This window comes from Glycomyces sp. NPDC046736 (genome assembly GCF_040645615.1).
Classification (GTDB): Bacteria; Actinomycetota; Actinomycetes; order Mycobacteriales; family Micromonosporaceae; genus Glycomyces.
Genome location: NZ_JBEYYO010000007.1, coordinates 175,881 through 192,094, shown reverse-complemented (window position 1 = coordinate 192,094; position 16,214 = coordinate 175,881). Strand labels below are relative to the sequence as shown.

General features: G+C 70.6%; 14 protein-coding genes. 5 read left to right on the top strand and 9 right to left on the bottom strand.

The window, feature by feature from the left end; translation table 11 throughout:
* Positions 1–171 precede the first annotated feature (171 nt).
* From ilvD to hemE, 6 genes are all read right to left on the bottom strand, one after another.
* Positions 172–2,016, bottom strand: a complete 1,845-nt coding sequence (gene ilvD / locus AB0B28_RS09915) for a dihydroxy-acid dehydratase (protein WP_360119147.1) — start codon at positions 2,014–2,016, stop codon at positions 172–174.
* A 169-nt stretch (positions 2,017–2,185) separates the two neighbouring features.
* Positions 2,186–2,611: a S26 family signal peptidase gene (locus AB0B28_RS09910; protein ID WP_360119145.1), complete on the bottom strand. Its 426-nt coding sequence runs from the start codon at positions 2,609–2,611 to the stop codon at positions 2,186–2,188.
* Positions 2,598–2,813: a hypothetical protein gene (locus AB0B28_RS09905; protein WP_360119143.1), complete on the bottom strand. Its 216-nt coding sequence runs from the start codon at positions 2,811–2,813 to the stop codon at positions 2,598–2,600. The genes AB0B28_RS09910 and AB0B28_RS09905 overlap by 14 nt, the downstream gene beginning before the upstream one ends.
* An 8-nt stretch (positions 2,814–2,821) precedes the next feature.
* Positions 2,822–3,535, bottom strand: coding sequence for a hydrogen peroxide-dependent heme synthase (gene hemQ / locus AB0B28_RS09900; RefSeq protein ID WP_360119141.1), 714 nt, complete (start codon positions 3,533–3,535; stop codon positions 2,822–2,824).
* 12 nt (positions 3,536–3,547) lie between these two features.
* Positions 3,548–4,951, bottom strand: coding sequence for a protoporphyrinogen oxidase (hemG, locus tag AB0B28_RS09895; RefSeq protein WP_360119140.1), 1,404 nt, complete (start codon positions 4,949–4,951; stop codon positions 3,548–3,550).
* Complete coding sequence (gene hemE / locus AB0B28_RS09890; protein WP_360119138.1) at positions 4,948–5,988, bottom strand: uroporphyrinogen decarboxylase; 1,041 nt, start codon at positions 5,986–5,988, stop codon at positions 4,948–4,950. The genes hemG and hemE overlap by 4 nt, the downstream gene beginning before the upstream one ends.
* 279 nt (positions 5,989–6,267) lie before the next feature.
* Between hemE and AB0B28_RS09885 the strand changes: the two genes are divergently transcribed.
* Positions 6,268–7,425, top strand: a complete 1,158-nt coding sequence (locus tag AB0B28_RS09885) for an HRDC domain-containing protein (protein WP_360119161.1) — start codon at positions 6,268–6,270, stop codon at positions 7,423–7,425.
* 66 nt (positions 7,426–7,491) lie between these two features.
* On the opposite strand, the gene AB0B28_RS09880 is transcribed toward AB0B28_RS09885, so the two are convergent.
* Together AB0B28_RS09880 and AB0B28_RS09875 are read right to left on the bottom strand one after the other, a co-directional pair.
* Positions 7,492–7,911 carry a type II toxin-antitoxin system VapC family toxin gene (locus AB0B28_RS09880; protein WP_360119136.1) on the bottom strand — a complete coding sequence of 140 codons (420 nt, stop codon included), beginning with the start codon at positions 7,909–7,911 and terminating at the stop codon, positions 7,492–7,494.
* Entirely contained in the window at positions 7,908–8,165 is a 258-nt protein-coding gene (locus AB0B28_RS09875) for a plasmid stabilization protein (protein WP_360119134.1), read from the bottom strand. Before AB0B28_RS09875 ends, AB0B28_RS09880 begins: the two co-directional genes overlap by 4 nt.
* Positions 8,166–8,356: 191 nt before the next feature.
* Between AB0B28_RS09875 and AB0B28_RS09870 the strand changes: the two genes are divergently transcribed.
* The 3 genes from AB0B28_RS09870 (at position 8,357) to AB0B28_RS09860 (ending at position 12,731) form a co-directional block, all read left to right on the top strand.
* Positions 8,357–9,544 carry a thiolase family protein gene (locus tag AB0B28_RS09870; RefSeq protein WP_360119132.1) on the top strand — a complete coding sequence of 396 codons (1,188 nt, stop codon included), beginning with the start codon at positions 8,357–8,359 and terminating at the stop codon, positions 9,542–9,544.
* Positions 9,544–11,628 (top strand): 3-hydroxyacyl-CoA dehydrogenase NAD-binding domain-containing protein, encoded by a 2,085-nt coding sequence (locus AB0B28_RS09865; protein WP_360119130.1) that lies wholly within the window; start codon positions 9,544–9,546, stop codon positions 11,626–11,628. The genes AB0B28_RS09870 and AB0B28_RS09865 overlap by 1 nt, the downstream gene beginning before the upstream one ends.
* Before the next feature lie 275 nt (positions 11,629–11,903).
* A complete protein-coding gene (locus AB0B28_RS09860) occupies positions 11,904–12,731 on the top strand; it encodes a hypothetical protein (RefSeq protein ID WP_360119128.1) in 828 nt (275 codons plus the stop codon).
* A 65-nt stretch (positions 12,732–12,796) separates the two neighbouring features.
* Here AB0B28_RS09860 and AB0B28_RS09855 read toward each other — a convergent pair whose 3' ends face one another.
* A complete protein-coding gene (locus AB0B28_RS09855; protein WP_360119126.1) occupies positions 12,797–13,450 on the bottom strand; it encodes an NAD(P)-binding domain-containing protein in 654 nt (217 codons plus the stop codon).
* Between the two features lie 192 nt (positions 13,451–13,642).
* On the opposite strand from AB0B28_RS09855, the gene AB0B28_RS09850 reads away from it, so the two are divergent.
* Positions 13,643–15,862, top strand: a complete 2,220-nt coding sequence (locus AB0B28_RS09850; RefSeq protein ID WP_360119124.1) for a hypothetical protein — start codon at positions 13,643–13,645, stop codon at positions 15,860–15,862.
* Positions 15,863–16,214 lie beyond the last annotated feature (352 nt).

The following is a 16,214-nucleotide window of genomic DNA, read 5'->3' as shown; positions in this document are numbered from 1 at the left end:
GCGGTCGACCAGGCCCGCGACGCGGTCGACGACGTCGGCCGGGTAGCCCTGGGCGACGAGGTCCTCGCGTCCGGCGTCGCCGTCGACGTAGCCGGGATTCGGGCGGCCTTCCGCCTCGCGAGCGAACGAATGGACTCCGATACCGACTCGCCGGGAGTTCTTAAACGCCCCCTAGTCGACCTTGCGGACCGCGCCGTCGCTGGCCGGGGTGGCCATCGCCGCGTAGGCCTGGAGGGCCCGCGAGACGTGGCGGTCGCGGGCCTCGGGCGTGAACGGACGTTCGCGCTTCTCTTGGGCCACACGGCGTTCGGCCAGCACCGAGTCGGCGACCTTGAGCTCCATGCGGCGGGCGGGGATGTCGATCTCGATGATGTCGCCGTCCTCGACGAGCGCGATCGTGCCGCCGCCTGCGGCCTCGGGGCTGATGTGCCCGATCGAGAGCCCGGAGGTGCCGCCGGAGAAGCGGCCGTCGGTGATGAGCGCGCACTTGCGGCCCAGGCCCCGGCCCTTGAGGAACGAGGTCGGGTAGAGCATCTCCTGCATGCCGGGGCCGCCCTTGGGGCCCTCGTAGCGGATGACGACGACCTCGCCTTCGACCACGGACTTGTCGAGGATGCCCTGCACGGCCGCGTCCTGGGACTCGAACACGTGCGCCGGGCCGGTGAAGGTCCAGTTCTCCTCGGGCACACCGGCGGTCTTGACGACGCAGCCGTCCTCGGCGAGGTTGCCGAACAGCACGGCCAGGCCGCCGTCCTTGGTGTAGGCGTGCTCGACCGAGCGGATGCAGCCGTCGGCCTGGTCGGTGTCGAGCGAGGCCCAGCGGTTCGAGGTCGAGAACGCCTCGGTGGTGCGCACGTTCCCGGGCGCGGCGTGGAACAGCTCGATCGCCTCGGGCGAGGGGGCCTGGGCGCGGATGTCCCACGCGCCGAGCCACTCGTCGAGGTTCGGGGCGTGCACGGAGTGGACGTCCTCGTGGAGGAGCCCGCCGCGCCACAGCTCCCCGAGGATCGCGGGGATGCCGCCGGCGCGGTGCACGTCCTCCATGTGGTACTTCGCGGAGTTGGGGGCGACCTTCGACAGGCACGGGACGCGGCGCGAGACCGCGTCGATGTCGGCGACCGAGAAGCTCAGCCCGGCCTCGCGCGCGGCGGCGAGGAGGTGGAGCACGGTGTTGGTGGAGCCGCCCATGGCCACGTCGAGGGCCATCGCGTTCTCGAAGGCCTGCTGGGTGGCGATCGAGCGGGGCAGGACCGAGTCGTCGTCGTGCTCGTAGTACTTGCGGCACAGGTCCATCACGACGCGCCCGGCCTCGGTGAAGAGGTCGCGGCGGGCCGCGTGGGTGGCGAGGGTGGAGCCGTTGCCCGGCAGTGAGAGGCCGATGGCCTCGGTGAGGCAGTTCATGGAGTTGGCGGTGAACATGCCCGAACACGAGCCGCAGGTGGGACACGCGTTCTCTTCGAGGGTGCGCAGCTGGGCGTCGGACACGTCGTCGTTCGCGGCGGCGATCATCGGGTCGATGAGGTCGAGCTTCTGGGTGACGATCCCGTCCTTGTCGACGGTCTTCCCGGCCTCCATGGGGCCGCCGGAGACGAACACGACCGGGATGTTCAGGCGCAGCGCGGCCATGAGCATGCCGGGGGTGATCTTGTCGCAGTTGGAGATGCACACGAGGGCGTCGGCGCAGTGGGCGTTGACCATGTACTCGACGGAGTCGGCGATGATCTCGCGACTGGGGAGCGAGTAGAGCATCCCCTCGTGGCCCATCGCGATGCCGTCGTCGACGGCGATGGTGTGGAACTCCTTGGAGACCCCGCCGGCCTCGGCGATGGCCCCGGCCACGATGTCGCCCATGTCCTTGAGGTGGACGTGGCCGGGCACGAACTGGGTGTAGGAGTTGGCGATGGCCACGATCGGCTTGCCGAAGTCGGAGTCGGTCATGCCGGTGGCGCGCCACAGCGCGCGGGCGCCCGCCATCTGGCGGCCGTGGGTGGAAGTGCGTGAACGAAGCGCAGGCATGCACCCAAGTCTGCCACGTCCCGAATGCCGAGATGAAGCGCCCGCACCTTAGGATTCCCTAAGTAGTGGCGAACATGAAACGGGGCAAGTCGCGATATTCCCGATATGTCCCCTTAGGGGACCCCTGGAATAAAAATACACGCGGGGTACGACATACCCCTTTACGCGATCAGAACTCGCGAATCACGGTACCGAACACGGCCGAGGCCGGGACCGGACCGTGGCGGCGCGAGTCCGCTCCGGTCGGGTTGTCCCCCAACACGAACCAGTGCCCCGGCGGGACCGTGCCACTCGCGCCGGGCATCGGGTCGCCGGGGGCGGCCGCGACGCGCTTGACCCACCACGGGCCGCGGGCCCGGATGGTCTCGGCCCAGCCGAGCTCGGGGTCGGGGGCCGCGAGGACCACCACGTCCCCGACCGCGATCCGCTTGGTGCGCTTGGCGAGGACCTCAGAGCCCTCGCGCAGCGCCGGCTCCATCGAGTCGCCCACGACCTTGACCAGCACCCACCGGCGCCGCAACTGCCGCACGCTCTCGGCCAAGAGCGCCACCGCGGCCAACAGCAGCAGCGGGATCAGCCACTCAGAAGAGGTCATCGAGCCCGCCGTCCTCGGGTCGCTCCCGGCGCTTGCGGCGCAGCAGGCCCGCCACCGAGAAACCGGTCAGACCGAGCAGCGCCGAGACCGCGAGCACACCCCAGATGAAGAGCAGGATCATGCCGCCGAAGACGGCGCCGATGCCGCTGAACCAGCCGACCCCGAACCACAGGTCCGCGGCCGGATCGCCGTTGGTGGGCACGCGACCCCCTACGGCAGGTCGTTGATGATGTCGGTGATCGAGCGCCGCTTGCCGGTGTAGAACGGGACCTCCTCGCGCACGTGCCTGCGCGCGCGGGACGCGCGCAGTTCGCGCATGAGGTCCACGATCCGGTGCAGCTCATCGGCTTCGAACGCGAGGATCCACTCGTAGTCGCCGAGCGCGAACGCGGGCACGGTGTTCGCGCGCACGTCCGGGTAGTCGCGGGCCATCTGGCCGTGCTCGCGCAGCATGTCGCGCCGCTCCTCGTCCGGCAGCAGGTACCACTCGTAGGACCGCACGAACGGGTACACGCTCACATACCCGCGCGGCTCCTCGGTGAGGAACGCCGGGAGGTGGCTGCGGTTGAACTCGGCGGGCCGGTGCAGCGCCATGTTCGACCACACCGGCGCGAGGTGGCGGCCGAACGCGGTGCGGCGGAAGTCGGCGTAGGCCTTCTGGAGCTGGTCGGAGGACTCGGCGTGCCACCACACCAGCAGGTCCGCGTCGGCCCGCAGCCCGGTCAGGTCGTACGTGCCGCGCACGGTCACACCGTGGTCGGCGCAGTGCTTCTCGAAGAACGCCTCGGTGTCGCTGGCCAGGTCCTGCCGGATCGAGGGCATGGACTCCTCGACGCGGAACACCGACCAGAGGGTGTAGCGGATCGTCTCGTTGAGCTCCTTGATCCGCTGCGCGTTCGGGTTGTTCGACTGGGTCTCGGTCACCTTGCGGCCCTTCTAGTTCGAATGCTCGATGAGCTGTGCTGCGATGTCCTCCGCGGCCCGCTGGCCCGACGCGACGCAGGCGGCGATGCCGACCCCGTCGACCGCGGCCCCGGCGATCGCGATCCGGCGCTCGGACCCGAGCGCCTCGCGGGCGGCCGCGATCCGCGCGTCGTGACCGGGAGCGTACTGCGGGAGCGCCCCGCCCCAGCGGTCGATCCGCTGCTCGACCGGTTCGGGCAGGCGCCGGCCCAGGTGCTCGCCGAGTTCGCGCAGGGCGGTCTTGGCGAGCGTGGCGTCGTCGTACTGGAGCAGCGCCTCTTCCCCGATGCGGCCCATGGAGACCCGCACGATCTGGCGGCGGCGGCCCAGGTGCGGCCATTTCTTGGACGCGAACGTGGCGGCCTTGACGGTCTTGCCCTCCGAAGCGGGCGTGAGGAAACCGGACCGCTCGGGCAGGTCGACCTGGTCGAAGGCGAACGCGGCCAGCGCGACCGAGGCGTAGGCGACGCCCGAGAGCGCGGCGGCGGCCTGGGGTTCGACGCCGCGCAGCAGTTCGGTGGCGGGTGAGGCGGGGACGGCGAGGACGACCGCGTCGGCGGTGATCTTGATCGGGTCGGGGACGGGTCCGGCGATGGCTTCCCAGCCGTAGGGGGTCTGGCGCAGTTCGCGGACGGTCATGCCGAGGCGGACTTCGGCGCGGGCGGCGGCGGAGGTGGCGGTGACGAGGCGGTCGAGGCCGCCTTCGATCGTGGCGAAGACCGGTTTGCCTGTCCTGGGTCGCTTGATCTCGTTGACCGCGTCCGTCAACCGGGCATGGCGTTCGAGTGCTGCCGCGAGTTGCGGCATGACGGCGCGCACTGAGAGCCGGTCGACGTCGCCGGCGTAGACGCCGCCGAGCATCGGGGCGACGAGCCGGTCGAGGATGTCGTCGCCGAGCCGGGCGCGGACGAGTGCGCCGACTGAGAGGTCTTGGCCGGGTTCGAGGATCGGGAGGCCGTCGTCGGGGCGTTCCTTCGCGTCGGCGATGGCGGCGACGTCGGCCGGGTCGCCGGGGATGCCCATCATGTGTCCGGCCGGGAAGTCGATGAGTTCGCCGCCGATGCTCAAGGCGGGCTTGAGGTTCGAGGGGTGGACTATCGCGTCGCCGAGGCCGACGTCGCGGGCGAGGCCGACCGCTTCGGGGCGGGCGGCCAGGAGCGATTCGGCTCCGGTCTCGACGGTGCGTCCGGCGAATTCGACGGTGTGGATCTTGCCGCCGAGGCGGTTCGACTGCTCGGCGACGATGATTTCGGCGTCGGGGCCGAGGAGGCCGCGCAGGCGGTGGGCGGCGGCGAGGCCGGTGATGCCGCCGCCGACGACGAGGACCCTCGTCCGGCCCGGGGTGCCCGTGACGCGGGCGGGGGTCATGGGGCTCATGTGGCGGTGACCTCGTGGACGCGGTCGACCACGAGTTTGAGCTTGCCGGGGTCGGATTCGGGGAGCACGCCGTGGCCAAGGTTGAAGATGTGGCCTTTGGCGGCGCGGCCGGCTTCGATCACGGCGTCGGTCTCGGCGATGAGCGGCGCGTCGTCGGAGAGGATCGCGGCCGGGTCGAGGTTGCCTTGGAGGACCTTGCCCGGCAGGCGCTTGGCGGCCTGGTCGAGGGGGATGCGGAAGTCGACGCCGCTGATCTCGGCTCCGGTTTCGGACATGGCTTCGAGCAGGTGCCCGGTGCCGACGCCGAAGTGGATGCGCGGCACCGACTGCGCGACGCCCGCGAGCGCGGCGGTGGAGTGGGGCAGGGCGAAGCGGCGATAGTCGGCTTCGGAGAGGGCGCCGGCCCAGGAGTCGAAGAGCTGCACGGCTTGCGCGCCGGCTTCGACTTGGACGCGGAGGAATTCGCCGCAGATGGCGGCGAGGCGGGAGGCGATGGCGTGCCAGACCTCGGGTTGGGATCGCATGAGGGACTTGGTCTTGGCGTGGTCGCGGGAGGGGCCGCCTTCGATGAGGTAGGAGGCGAGGGTGAAGGGGGCGCCGGCGAAGCCGATGAGGGGGGTGCCGCCGAGCTCTTTGGTGAGGAGGCCGATGGCTTCGGTGATGTAGGGGACGTCGCAGGGGTCGAGGTTGCGCAGGCGTTTGACGTCGGCTTCGGTGCGGAGGGGTTCGGCGACGACGGGGCCGGTGCCGGGGACGATCTCGATGTCGAGGCCGATGGCGGCGATGGGTACGACGATGTCGGAGAAGAAGATCGCGGCGTCGACGCCGTAGCGGCGGACGGGCTGCATGGTGATCTCGGTGACCAGTTCGGGGGTGCGGCAGGCTTCGAGCATGGTGGTGCCGGCGCGGGCGGTCTTGTATTCGGGGAGGGATCGTCCGGCTTGCCGCATGAACCAGACGGGGGTGCGGCTGGGCTCCTCCCCTCGGCAGGCCGTGAGGAACGGGGATGCTGCGAGCGGTGCTGCTTCGTTGGCCACGGTGCCATCTTTTCACGCCGATCGCGTACTCGCCCGGAGCGGCGAGTGCGATGTGGCCCGCATTCGGGTGGCGCCTGGGCGGGGTGGTGTGGCTGGCGGCACGGTCGCGGGCCGTCCATGATGGAGACGAAATCGGTTGATTAGCCCACGATCGGGTGTAAAACGGTCTCTTGTCCGGCGGGGCAGTAGCGCGCGCAGGTTACCTGGCCGTACGGTGAACGGGTGACCGATCCCCAACCCGAGCCGGAAGCCGAACTCCTCACCGAGCCGCGCGATGGCATGCCCCCGCTGATCCAGTCCTCCGCCGATCTCGCGGAGGCCGCCGCGCGCCTTGAAGCCGGTTCCGGTCCGATCGCCATTGACACAGAGCGCGCGTCCGGTTTCCGCTATTCGGGTCGGGCGTATTTGATCCAGTTGCGGCGCGAGGGTGCTGGCACGGTGCTGGTGGATCCGATTCCGATTGAGGATTTGACGCCGCTTCGCCGGGCCCTTTCGGGCCCTGAGTGGATTCTGCACGCGGCGAGTCAGGATCTGCCTTGCCTGGAGGAGTTGGATCTGCGTCCGACTCGGTTGTTCGATACCGAGTTGGCGGCGCGGTTGTGCAATTTCGAGAAGGTCGGACTGGCGTCGATCACCGAGCAGTTGCTGGGTTTCCGGTTGGAGAAGCAGCATTCGGCGGCGGATTGGTCGTCTCGTCCGCTTCCGCACGACTGGTTGGTGTACGCGGCGTTGGACGTGGAATTGCTCGTGGAACTTCGCGACCGGTTGGCCGCCGAACTCGACGAGCAGGGCAAGACCGCGTGGGCCGAGGCCGAGTTCGAGCATGTGCGCACGGCCGGTCCGCCCAAGCCGCGCAAGGAGCCGTGGCGGCGCACCAGCGGCATCCACAAGGTGCGCGGCGCGAAGGCGCTGGGCCGGGTGCGCGCGGTGTGGGAGGCGCGGGACGACCTGGCGCGCAAGCTCGACCGCGCCCCGGGCAAGGTGCTGCCGGACGCGGCGATCGTGGAGTCGGCCACGGCCGATCCCACGGATTTCGCGGAGTTGATGGGGCTGCCGGGGTTCCGGCGGCGTGGCGGCCGCGCGAACGCGCGCCTGTGGCTGGCGGCGCTGGCCGAGGCCCGCACGGTGCCCAGCGAGGACCTGCCGTCGACGACGCCGCCGCAGGACGGCCCGCCCGCGACGCACCGCTGGGCCGATCGCGACCCGGTGGCGGCCGAGCGGCTGGCCGCGGCGCGCGAGGCGGTGGCCGAGGTCGCCCAGAAGCACCACCTGCCCGCCGAGAACCTCATCGCCCCGGCGCTGGTGCGGGGCTTGGCGTGGGAGCCGCCGAAGCAGGCCTCGGAGCCGCGGGTGCGCGAGGTCCTGGCCGAGGGCGGGGCCCGCGAGTGGCAGATCGAACTGCTGGCGCAGCGCCTGGCCAAGGCCCTCGAAGGCTGACGGGACGACAAAGGGGCGACGGCGAGGCCGTCGCCCTTTTTGCATGCGCTGCCCGGGGGTTGCGGGTCAGTACTCCCAGGGGTTGATCAGGGTGATCCCGAGCCCGTCGAAGTCCTTGGTGTTCCGGGTCGCCAACGGCGCATTCTGCGAAATGCAGACTGCCGCGATCAGCGCATCCGCCATCTCGATCGGGCGGCCGGCTTCGCGCCGCTGCTCGATCACGGTGGCAAAGGATTCTGCGGAGGGCATGTCGAATGGCAACACGCTGTACCGAAAATATACGGCGATCACATCGTCGATCACCGATTCAAGCTCCGCTCGGCGGCGACCTTGCGGAAGTACGGACGCTCCGGCGCGAAGCTCGGCAACGGTGATCGTCGACGTGTAGAGCTCTGCACGGCGAGTTGCCCGAAACCACTTCAGGACCTTCTCATTCGGCTTGGGGCGCATACGCTCCGAGATAACGTTCGTGTCGACCAGAATCATCGGGAGAAGTCCGCCCACCTTGCAGGAGAGCCGGTTCTCGGGGGGATCGAGAACTCGTCCTCAGCGAACCCACCGGTCCCTGCGAGCCGCTCCTCGAACCAGGTGTTCGCCGATTCGAACGGTTCTACCGCAGTGGTGAGTATGGCCACCGCCTCGTCTTCTACCGAGCGAGCGTGTTTCGCCGCCCGCCGCTCAAGTCGACGAAGCGTCTCGGGGTCCATCGCTTCGAGCGGGTTCGTGTGTCGTTCCTCCATAGTTGTCACCCCCCTGACCGTATCGATGGTAACAACGAAATCGTGACCCCGACACACCTTCGACGCGGTGCGGCTCGGGTTTCGGCGGGGTGCGACGGGGCGGACGGCACTAGGCTGGGTGCTGCCGTTGCATCGAACTTACTTGCGGGTAACATCGCTTGTGACGTTGCATACCCAAAGGAGGGGCTGGCGTGAACGACACCATCCGCGATGTCGTCTTCGTCGACGGGGTACGGACCCCGTTCGGCAAGGCGGGCAAACTCTTCGAGGACACACGCGCCGATGATCTGATCATCCGCGCCATCAGGACGCTGCTGCGCCGCAACCCAGCGCTGCCGCCTGAGCGCGTGGACGAGGTGGCCCTGGCGGCCACCACCCAGATCGGCGACCAGGGACTCACGCTCGGCCGCACCGCCGCGCTCTTGGCCGGACTGCCGCGCTCGGTCCCCGGCTACTCGATCGACCGCATGTGCGCGGGCGCGATGACCGCGGTGACCAGCGTGTCGTCGGCGATCGCCTCGCGCCAGTACGACATCGCCATCGCCGGCGGCGTCGAGTCGATGTCGAACCACCCGATGGGCGAAGGCGTGGACCCCAACCCGCGCATCGTCGCCGAGCGGCTGGTCGACCCCGACGCGCTCCAGATGGGCTACACCGCCGAGAACCTGCACGACCTCTACCCGCACCTAACCCGGGAGCGCGCCGACGCCTACGCGGTGCGCACCCAGCAGCGCTACGCCGAAGCGGTCGACAAGCTGACCCCGGACATCACCACGATGGCCGCGCGCTCGGACGAGGGCTGGACCATCGCCGGAGCCGACGAGCTCCCCCGCCCGGGCACCAGCATGGAGGGGCTCGCGAACCTGCGCACCCCGTTCCGCCCGCACGGGCGCGTCACCGCCGGGACCTCCTCGCCGAACACCGACGGCGCCACCGCGTGCCTGCTGGCCGACGCCGAGACCGCCGCCGAGCTGGGCCTGCCGGTCGCCATGAAGATGGTCGGCTTCGCGTTCGCCGGCGTCGACCCCGAGACCATGGGCGTCGGGCCGATCCCGTCCACCGAGAAGGCCCTCGCACGCGCGGGCCTGTCGATCGACGACATCGGCCTGTTCGAGATCAACGAGGCCTTCGCCATCCAGGTCCTGGCCTTCCTCGACCACTTCAAGATCGCCGACGACGATCCGCGGGTCAACCCGTGGGGCGGCGCGATCGCGATGGGCCACCCGCTCGCGTCCTCGGGCGTGCGCCTGATGACCCAGCTCGCCCGCGAATTCGTCGAGCACCCCGAGGTGCGCTACGGCATCACCACCATGTGCGTCGGCCTCGGCCAGGGCGGCACGGTCATCTGGGAGAACCCGAACTTCAAGGGGGCCAAGTAATGTACGCGACGCCGCTCGACCTTCCCGACTTCGACGAAGAGGTCGTCACCGAGGCCCACGTCCGCTTCTTCGAGCCCCGCGGGCTCGGCGGCAAGGCCGCGCTGATCACCCTCGACAACGGCTACGACCACACCAAGCCCAGCTCCTTCGGGCCCGGCGGGCTCAAGAACCTCTGGCGGGCGCTCGACGAGGTCGACGCCGCCGAGGACGTCAAGCTCGTGGCCGTCACCGGGAAGCCGTTCATCTTCCTGGCCGGCGCCGACATCAAGCTCATGCCGAGCCTCGAATCGCGCGAGCAGGGCCTCATGCTCGCCCAGGCCGGGCACGCGCTCTACAAGCGACTCAAGGACTCCGCGGTCCCCACGTTCGCGTTCATCAACGGCGTGGCCCTCGGCGGCGGCTTCGAGCTGGCGCTGCACTGCCACTACCGCACCGTGAGCACGAGCGCGGCCGGGCTGGGCCTGCCCGAGGTCTCGATCGGGCTCATCCCCGGCTGGGGCGGCTCGCAGATCCTGCCGAACCTCATCGGGGTCGAGAAGGCCGCGCAGGTCATCGTCGGCAACCCCTTGAACCAGAACAAGATGCTCAAGGGCAAGGACCTGGTGCCGCTGGGCATCGCCGACGCCGAGTTCGAGCCCGCGGACTTCCTCGAGGAGTCCCTGGACTGGGCCGTGCGCGTGGCGACCGGCGCGATCGTCGTCGAGCGCCCCGAGGTCGACCGGGAGGTCTGGCCGCAGGTCATCGCGGGCGCCCGCAAGCTCGTGGACGAGAAGGTCCACAACGCCTCGGCCGCCGCGGTGCGGGCGCTGGACCTGCTCGAACTGGCGCGGCACGCGTCGTTCGAGGAGGGCTCGCTCGCCGAGGACGAGGCGCTCGCCGACCTCGAGGCCGGTCCCCAGTTCCAGGCCAGCATCTACGCGTTCAACCTGGTGCGGGCCCTGGGCAAGCGCCCCGAGGGCGCGCCGAGCCCGGGCCTGGCCAAGGACGTGCGCAAGATCGGCGTCGTCGGGGCCGGGCTCATGGCCGGGCAGATCGCGCTCATGTTCGCGCGGCGCCTCGAAGTGCCGGTGGTCATGACCGACCTGGACGCCCAGCGCGCCGAGAAGGGCCTGGCGTACGTGCGGGCCGAGATCGACAAGCTGGAGGCCAAGGGCCGCACGTCCAAGCTCAAGGCCGCCAAACTGCGCGCGCTCGTCTCGGCCAGCGCCGACAAGTCGGTGTACGCCGACTGCGACCTGGTGATCGAGGCGGTGTTCGAGGAGCTGTCGGTCAAGCAGGCGGTGTTCGCGGAGGTCGAGTCGATCGTCTCCGAGGAGGCGCTGCTGGTCACCAATACCTCGGGGCTGTCGATCACCGCGATGGCTTCGCAGCTCAAGCACCCTGAGCGGCTCGTGGGGATGCACTTCTTCAACCCGGTGGCGGTGATGCCGCTGGTGGAGATCATCGCGACCGATTCGACCGACCCGGCGACGCTGGCGACGGCGTACGCGGTGGCGAAGAAGCTGAAGAAGACCGCGGTGGGTTCGGCCGACCGGCCGGCGTTCATCGTGAACCGGTTGCTGGGGCGGATGCTCGCCGAGGTCACCGGGGTGGTCGACGCGGGGACGCCGATCGAGGTCGCGGACGTGGCGCTCGACGAGCTGGGGCTGCCGATGCGGCCGTTCGCGCTGTTGGAGCTCGTGGGGCTCCAGGTGTGCTGGCACCTGTGCCAGCACTTGAACGAGGACCTGGGGCCGCGGTTCCCGGCTTCGGCGAACCTGAAGCGGCTGGCCGAGGCCGACTTCCCGGTGTTCGACGCCGCGGCGAAGGGCAAGGGGCAGCTGACCGCTGAGGCGAAGGCGCTGATCGAGCTGGGGAACCAGCCGTCGTCGGCCGAGGAGGTCAAGCAGCGGGTGCTGCGGGGTCTGGCCGAGGAGGTCAAGCTGATGCTGGACGAGGGCGTGGTGCCCTCGCCCAAGCAGGTGGACCTGGCGATGATCATGGGTGCGGGCTTCCCGTTCTGGCTGGGTGGGCTGACGCCGTACCTGGACCGGGTGGGGGTTTCGACCGAGGTGTCGGGTGCGCCGTTCGGTTCCGTCGCTTGAGCGGGGGAAGGCTCCCACGTTAAACGTGGGTCGTGACCGCGGTCACGTTATCTTTGCGCCGAACCCGGTCTCGTCCGAAAGGATGAGGCCGGGTTCGTCCTGTGTCAGGAGGGGGTCGGGCGGCAGCGCGGACGCGCTCGGGCGAGGGCGACGATAGCGGCGGTTCCGGGCATTTGCGGCAGCGCTTACCTACTGGCGCCGAACCCCCGCCTGACCTTGGATTCCATGGTTCGCACCGGTTTTGACCTGGGGATATTCCTCCCTACGGTTGCCCAGTGCAGATCACCAAGATCATCGAAGGCGTGACCGGATCGATCCGGAGCGCCGCCTCAGCGGTCGCCGAGCGACTCCACACCACCCTCGCGGGATTCAAGGACGAGCACCCCAATGGGCAGCGCGCCCGCCGCGTCGCGGTCATCGCCCTCGCGGCGGCCGTGTTCACCGGAACCGGCGCTTCGGCCGCCTGGGCCATCTCCAACTCCGACGAGCCGGTCGAGGAGGTCGCCGCGGCGGCTCCGGAGACCACCGAGGCCGCAGAGCCCGAGGCCGCCCCCGAGGCGACCGAGGAAGCCGTGACCGAAGAGGCCGCCCCGGTCGAGGAGGCCGAGGAGCCCGCCCCCGAGCCCGAACCCGAACCCGAGCCCGCCGGACCGGTCGACATCGACGTCAGCGACATCGACGACGAGCAGGAGGCCAACGCGGTCACCATCATCGAGGCCGGCAAGGACAAGGGCTTCGACGAGAACGGCTGGGCCGTGGCCCTGGCCACCGCGATGCAGGAGGCGAAGCTCTACAACGCCGCCTCCGACGCCGTCCCGGAGAGCTACGAGTACACCGACTCCTCGGTGACCTACACCGACCACGACTCGGTCGGCATCTTCCAGCAGCGCCCCTCGATGGGCTGGGGCTCGGTCGAGGAGCTCATGGACGTCTCGACCTCCGCGGGCAAGTTCTACCACGGCCTGAGCAACATCGGCGGCTGGGAGAACATGTCGATCGCCGGCGCCGCGCAGGCCGTCCAGGTCTCGGCGTTCCCCGACGCCTACGCCCAGTGGGAAGACCTGGCCTGGGACATCATCGACGCGTACAACGCGGCGTCATAAGGACTTTTCCTCCTCCCGACGGAACGGGCCCCGCATCGACGGATGCGGGGCCCGTTCCTCCTTCGCTATCGCGCGATCTTGAAGTTGAACGCGAAGTGGCCCACGCCCGAGGCGACCCGCAACCAGAACCCGAGCGCGAGTTCGGCGCCGCGGGCGGACTCGATGCCGCCGAGGTCGAGGACGTCGGTGTGGCCCATCTCGGTCAGCAGCGCGGTCACCGCCCGCTTGGCCTCGGGGTCGTCGCCGGAGACGAACACGGTGTGGTCGCCCCCGGCGACCTTGCGCGGCTCGACCATCACGTCGCTGTTCATCGTGTTGAGCGACTTGACGACCCGGGCCTGGGGGAAGGCCCGCTGGAGGCGCTCGGCCAGGGACTCGGTCTCGTTGTGGCCGACCTCGGGGTAGCCGTTGGCGAAGGACATGTGGTTGGCGGCGTCGAGAACGACCTTCCCGGCCAGGTTGGCCTCGCCCGCGGCCTCCAGGGCCGCGATCGAGTGCTCACCGGAGGTGGCGTTGATCAGGAGTTCGGCGCCGGTGGCCGCTTCGGCGAACGTCGCCACCGGGACGCCGGGATGCTCGGCGGCCCATGCGGCGACATCGCCTCGGGCGGTCGTGGACTCGGGGTCGCGGGTGCCGAGGGCGACGTCGTGGCCGAGGGCGGCGAGGCGCCCGGCGAGCGCGCGGCCGACCGCGCCAGTGCCCAGTACAGCGATCTTCATGTTGTGGCCCTTCAGGGTCAGAGGAGTCGAGGGTCGCTTCCGATTGAAGCATCGCGCGGTGTGGACCGTTTAGAGGAACCCACGAATTATCGGCGCCCCCTCGGGCGAGGCGGCGCGGATCGTTGTCCGAACCCCACAAATCGTGCCTGAAATGTCCGAATCGCTGGTTGACACGGCTTCGACACTCAGCGTATGAACCAGACACAGACTCCGGCGCCCGCCGCGCCCGCCCCGCCCGACCTCCAGCGCCGCGGCGAGGTCACCACCAAGTCGATCCAGATCGTGCTGCTCGGCCTCGGCGGACTGCTGCTCACCGCGGGCATCATCGTCTTCACCGCCGTGGCCTGGCGCGACCTCGGCGACGGCGGCCGCCTCGCGATCCTCGCCGGGGCCACCGGGCTGCTGCTCGCGGTGCCACTGGCGCTCACCCGGTTCCGGCTGTGGGCCACGGCCGAGACGCTCGCGGCCGTCGCCGTGCTCGCCATGTGGTGCTCGGCCCTGGCCGGGTACTACCTGTACCTGCCCGCCGGTGCCGGACTCACCGCGCTGTCGGTGGCCCGGTGGACCGCACTCGTACTGGTCGCTGCGGTGCTCTACCGGCTCGCCGCCCGCGTCAGCTCCCCCGGCTGGGCGCTGCTGCCGATCGCGGCCACCGGGGCCGCGTTCGCGGCCTTCGGCGGCCCGGTCGAGGCCGCGCTCCACATGGCCGCCATCGGGGCCGTGCTCGCCGGCGCGGCCTGGACGGTGGGAGCCGCGCCCACGCGCCACACCGCCTCCGACCGGTGGGCCGCGAAGCTGCTCCTCGCCGCCGGCATCGCGATCGCGTTCCTCGCCGGACTGCGGGCCGCGTTCGGCCTCGACGCCGCGCTGCTGCCCACTGCGGCCGCCGTCGCGTGCCTGATCGCGGCCGTCCTGCTGCTCGCCACCGCCCACGCCCGCGGCGCCGGGGCTCCGGTCGCCACGGTCGCGATCCTCGGTTCGGCCAGCGCCGCAATGTGCCTGACCGCGTGGATCCTCGCCGCGCGTTCGAGCGAGCTGCTGCTGACGGTGCCCGCGTTCGCCCTCGTCGCGGTCGGCATCGCCATCGCGGCGGCCTGGACCGACCCGGGCGGCACCGACTGGCTGCCCCCGACCGCGGCCGCCGCGGTGGCCACGACTTCGGTCGCGACCTTGGCCGCGGTCGTCACCGGCGCGTCGGCGCTCGCGTCCTACGCCGGAGCTGCGGCGCTGACGCTGCTGCTGGCGTTCACGTTCCCCGCGCCGCTGTCGGCCCACCTCAAACGGGCCGCGTTCACGGTCGGCGCGGCGGTGCTCACCTGGTGCGCGGGGATCGGCCTCGCGGCGTTCCCGGCAGCGTTCGGGGCCGAGCCGCACCGGTTCCTCGACTGGGAGGCCGCGGCCGTGACCGCGTTGTGCGCCATCGGAGTGCTCGCGGTCGGCCGCGGCGCGCGGCGGGACTACCTGCTCATGGTGGCGGCCGCGACGGCGCTCGTCGCGGGCCCGCTCGCGGGGCGGCCTTGGGCCCCGGCGGCCGCGTTCGCGCTGATCACCTTGGCCGCGTTGACGATCGGCCTGACCTCGCCGAGCGCTTGGCGGCGCACCGGGGCGTGGATCGCGTTGTACCCGTGGACGATCGCGACCGCACTGGCCGCGAACTACGACCCGGCGGCGAACACGGTCGACGTCACGGCGACGGCGCTGGTCGCCGCGATCGCCGGGTCGGCGCTGTTCGTGCTGGCACTGCGCACAAACAGCGCGGGCCGGTACGGCGCGCACGCCGTGGTCGGCATGAGCCTGATCTGGCTGGTCGCCGACGTGGGCGCGTTCGGTGCGTCCCTCGCTGCGCCCCTCGGGTTCACGGCTTACGCACTGGCCCTCGCTGCGGCGGCACTGCTGACGCCGCAATGGCGGGTGGTCTACGCGACCACATCGTGTGCGGCCGCGATCGTGGCGCAACTGCTGTTCACCGCCTACAGCGGAGCGACAGTCGTCGAGCTCTACACCGCCCCGCCCGCGGCGCTGCTGCTCGGCCTGGGCCTGTGGCTGCTCAAGCGCAGCCCGCGCACGGGTTCGTGGGCGGCGCTGGCCCCGGCCCTGGCGGCGGGCTTCGGCCCCACGCTGGCACTGGCCCTGGGCCCGGACGGCGAGCCGTGGCGAAGGATCACCTTGGGCGCAGTGGCGCTTGCGGTCGTCTTGCTGGCGGCGAACCGCCGCTGGCAGGCCCCGATGGTCATCGGCACGATCGTGCTCGCGGCCTTGGCGGTCAACGAGATCGCCCTCGTATGGAGCCTGGTCCCCAAGTGGGCCCCGCTGGCCATCGGAGGAGCAATCCTCATCGCGGCAGGGGCGACGCTGGAGCAGCGCAGGCGCGACCTGGCGAGGATGACGCGATCGGTGAAGGCAATGCGGTAACTGCCAAGGCGAACGTTCGGACAGCGCCCGCCTGGCACAGCCCCACAGCGCGAGTGCCAGGCGGGCACCTGCCCAACGCCGGCCCGAGTCGAACCTCTCGCCCCTCGCCCCTCGCCCCTCGCCCCTCGCCTCTCGCCCCTCGCCCCTCGCCCCTCGCCCCTCGCCCCTCGCCCCTCGCCCCTCGCCGAGGCGTCCTACTCGACACGGGGGTGGGATTGGGGGCGGCGTGTGGTGGTGCGTTTGTAGGAATCCGATATTTTCAGTGTCCGGACTCGCGCCCGAACCCACGTTGCGTTGTATGCCCCTCACAATTCGTGCCCGATTCGTCCGGATCGGGAGTTGACAGGCCTTG

Excerpts from the sequence above, each read along its gene's own strand:
- ilvD (WP_360119147.1), bottom strand. The coding sequence starts at position 2,016 with ATGCCTGCGCTTCGTTCACGCACTTCCACCCACGGCCGCCAGATGGCG.
- AB0B28_RS09910 (WP_360119145.1), bottom strand. The coding sequence starts at position 2,611 with ATGACCTCTTCTGAGTGGCTGATCCCGCTGCTGCTGTTGGCCGCGGTG.
- hemG (WP_360119140.1), bottom strand. The coding sequence starts at position 4,951 with ATGAGCCCCATGACCCCCGCCCGCGTCACGGGCACCCCGGGCCGGACG.
- AB0B28_RS09885 (WP_360119161.1), top strand. The coding sequence starts at position 6,268 with ATGCCCCCGCTGATCCAGTCCTCCGCCGATCTCGCGGAGGCCGCCGCG.
- AB0B28_RS09880 (WP_360119136.1), bottom strand. The coding sequence starts at position 7,911 with ATGATTCTGGTCGACACGAACGTTATCTCGGAGCGTATGCGCCCCAAG.
- AB0B28_RS09875 (WP_360119134.1), bottom strand. The coding sequence starts at position 8,165 with ATGGAGGAACGACACACGAACCCGCTCGAAGCGATGGACCCCGAGACG.
- AB0B28_RS09865 (WP_360119130.1), top strand. The coding sequence starts at position 9,544 with ATGTACGCGACGCCGCTCGACCTTCCCGACTTCGACGAAGAGGTCGTC.
- AB0B28_RS09855 (WP_360119126.1), bottom strand. The coding sequence starts at position 13,450 with ATGAAGATCGCTGTACTGGGCACTGGCGCGGTCGGCCGCGCGCTCGCC.
- AB0B28_RS09850 (WP_360119124.1), top strand. The coding sequence starts at position 13,643 with ATGAACCAGACACAGACTCCGGCGCCCGCCGCGCCCGCCCCGCCCGAC.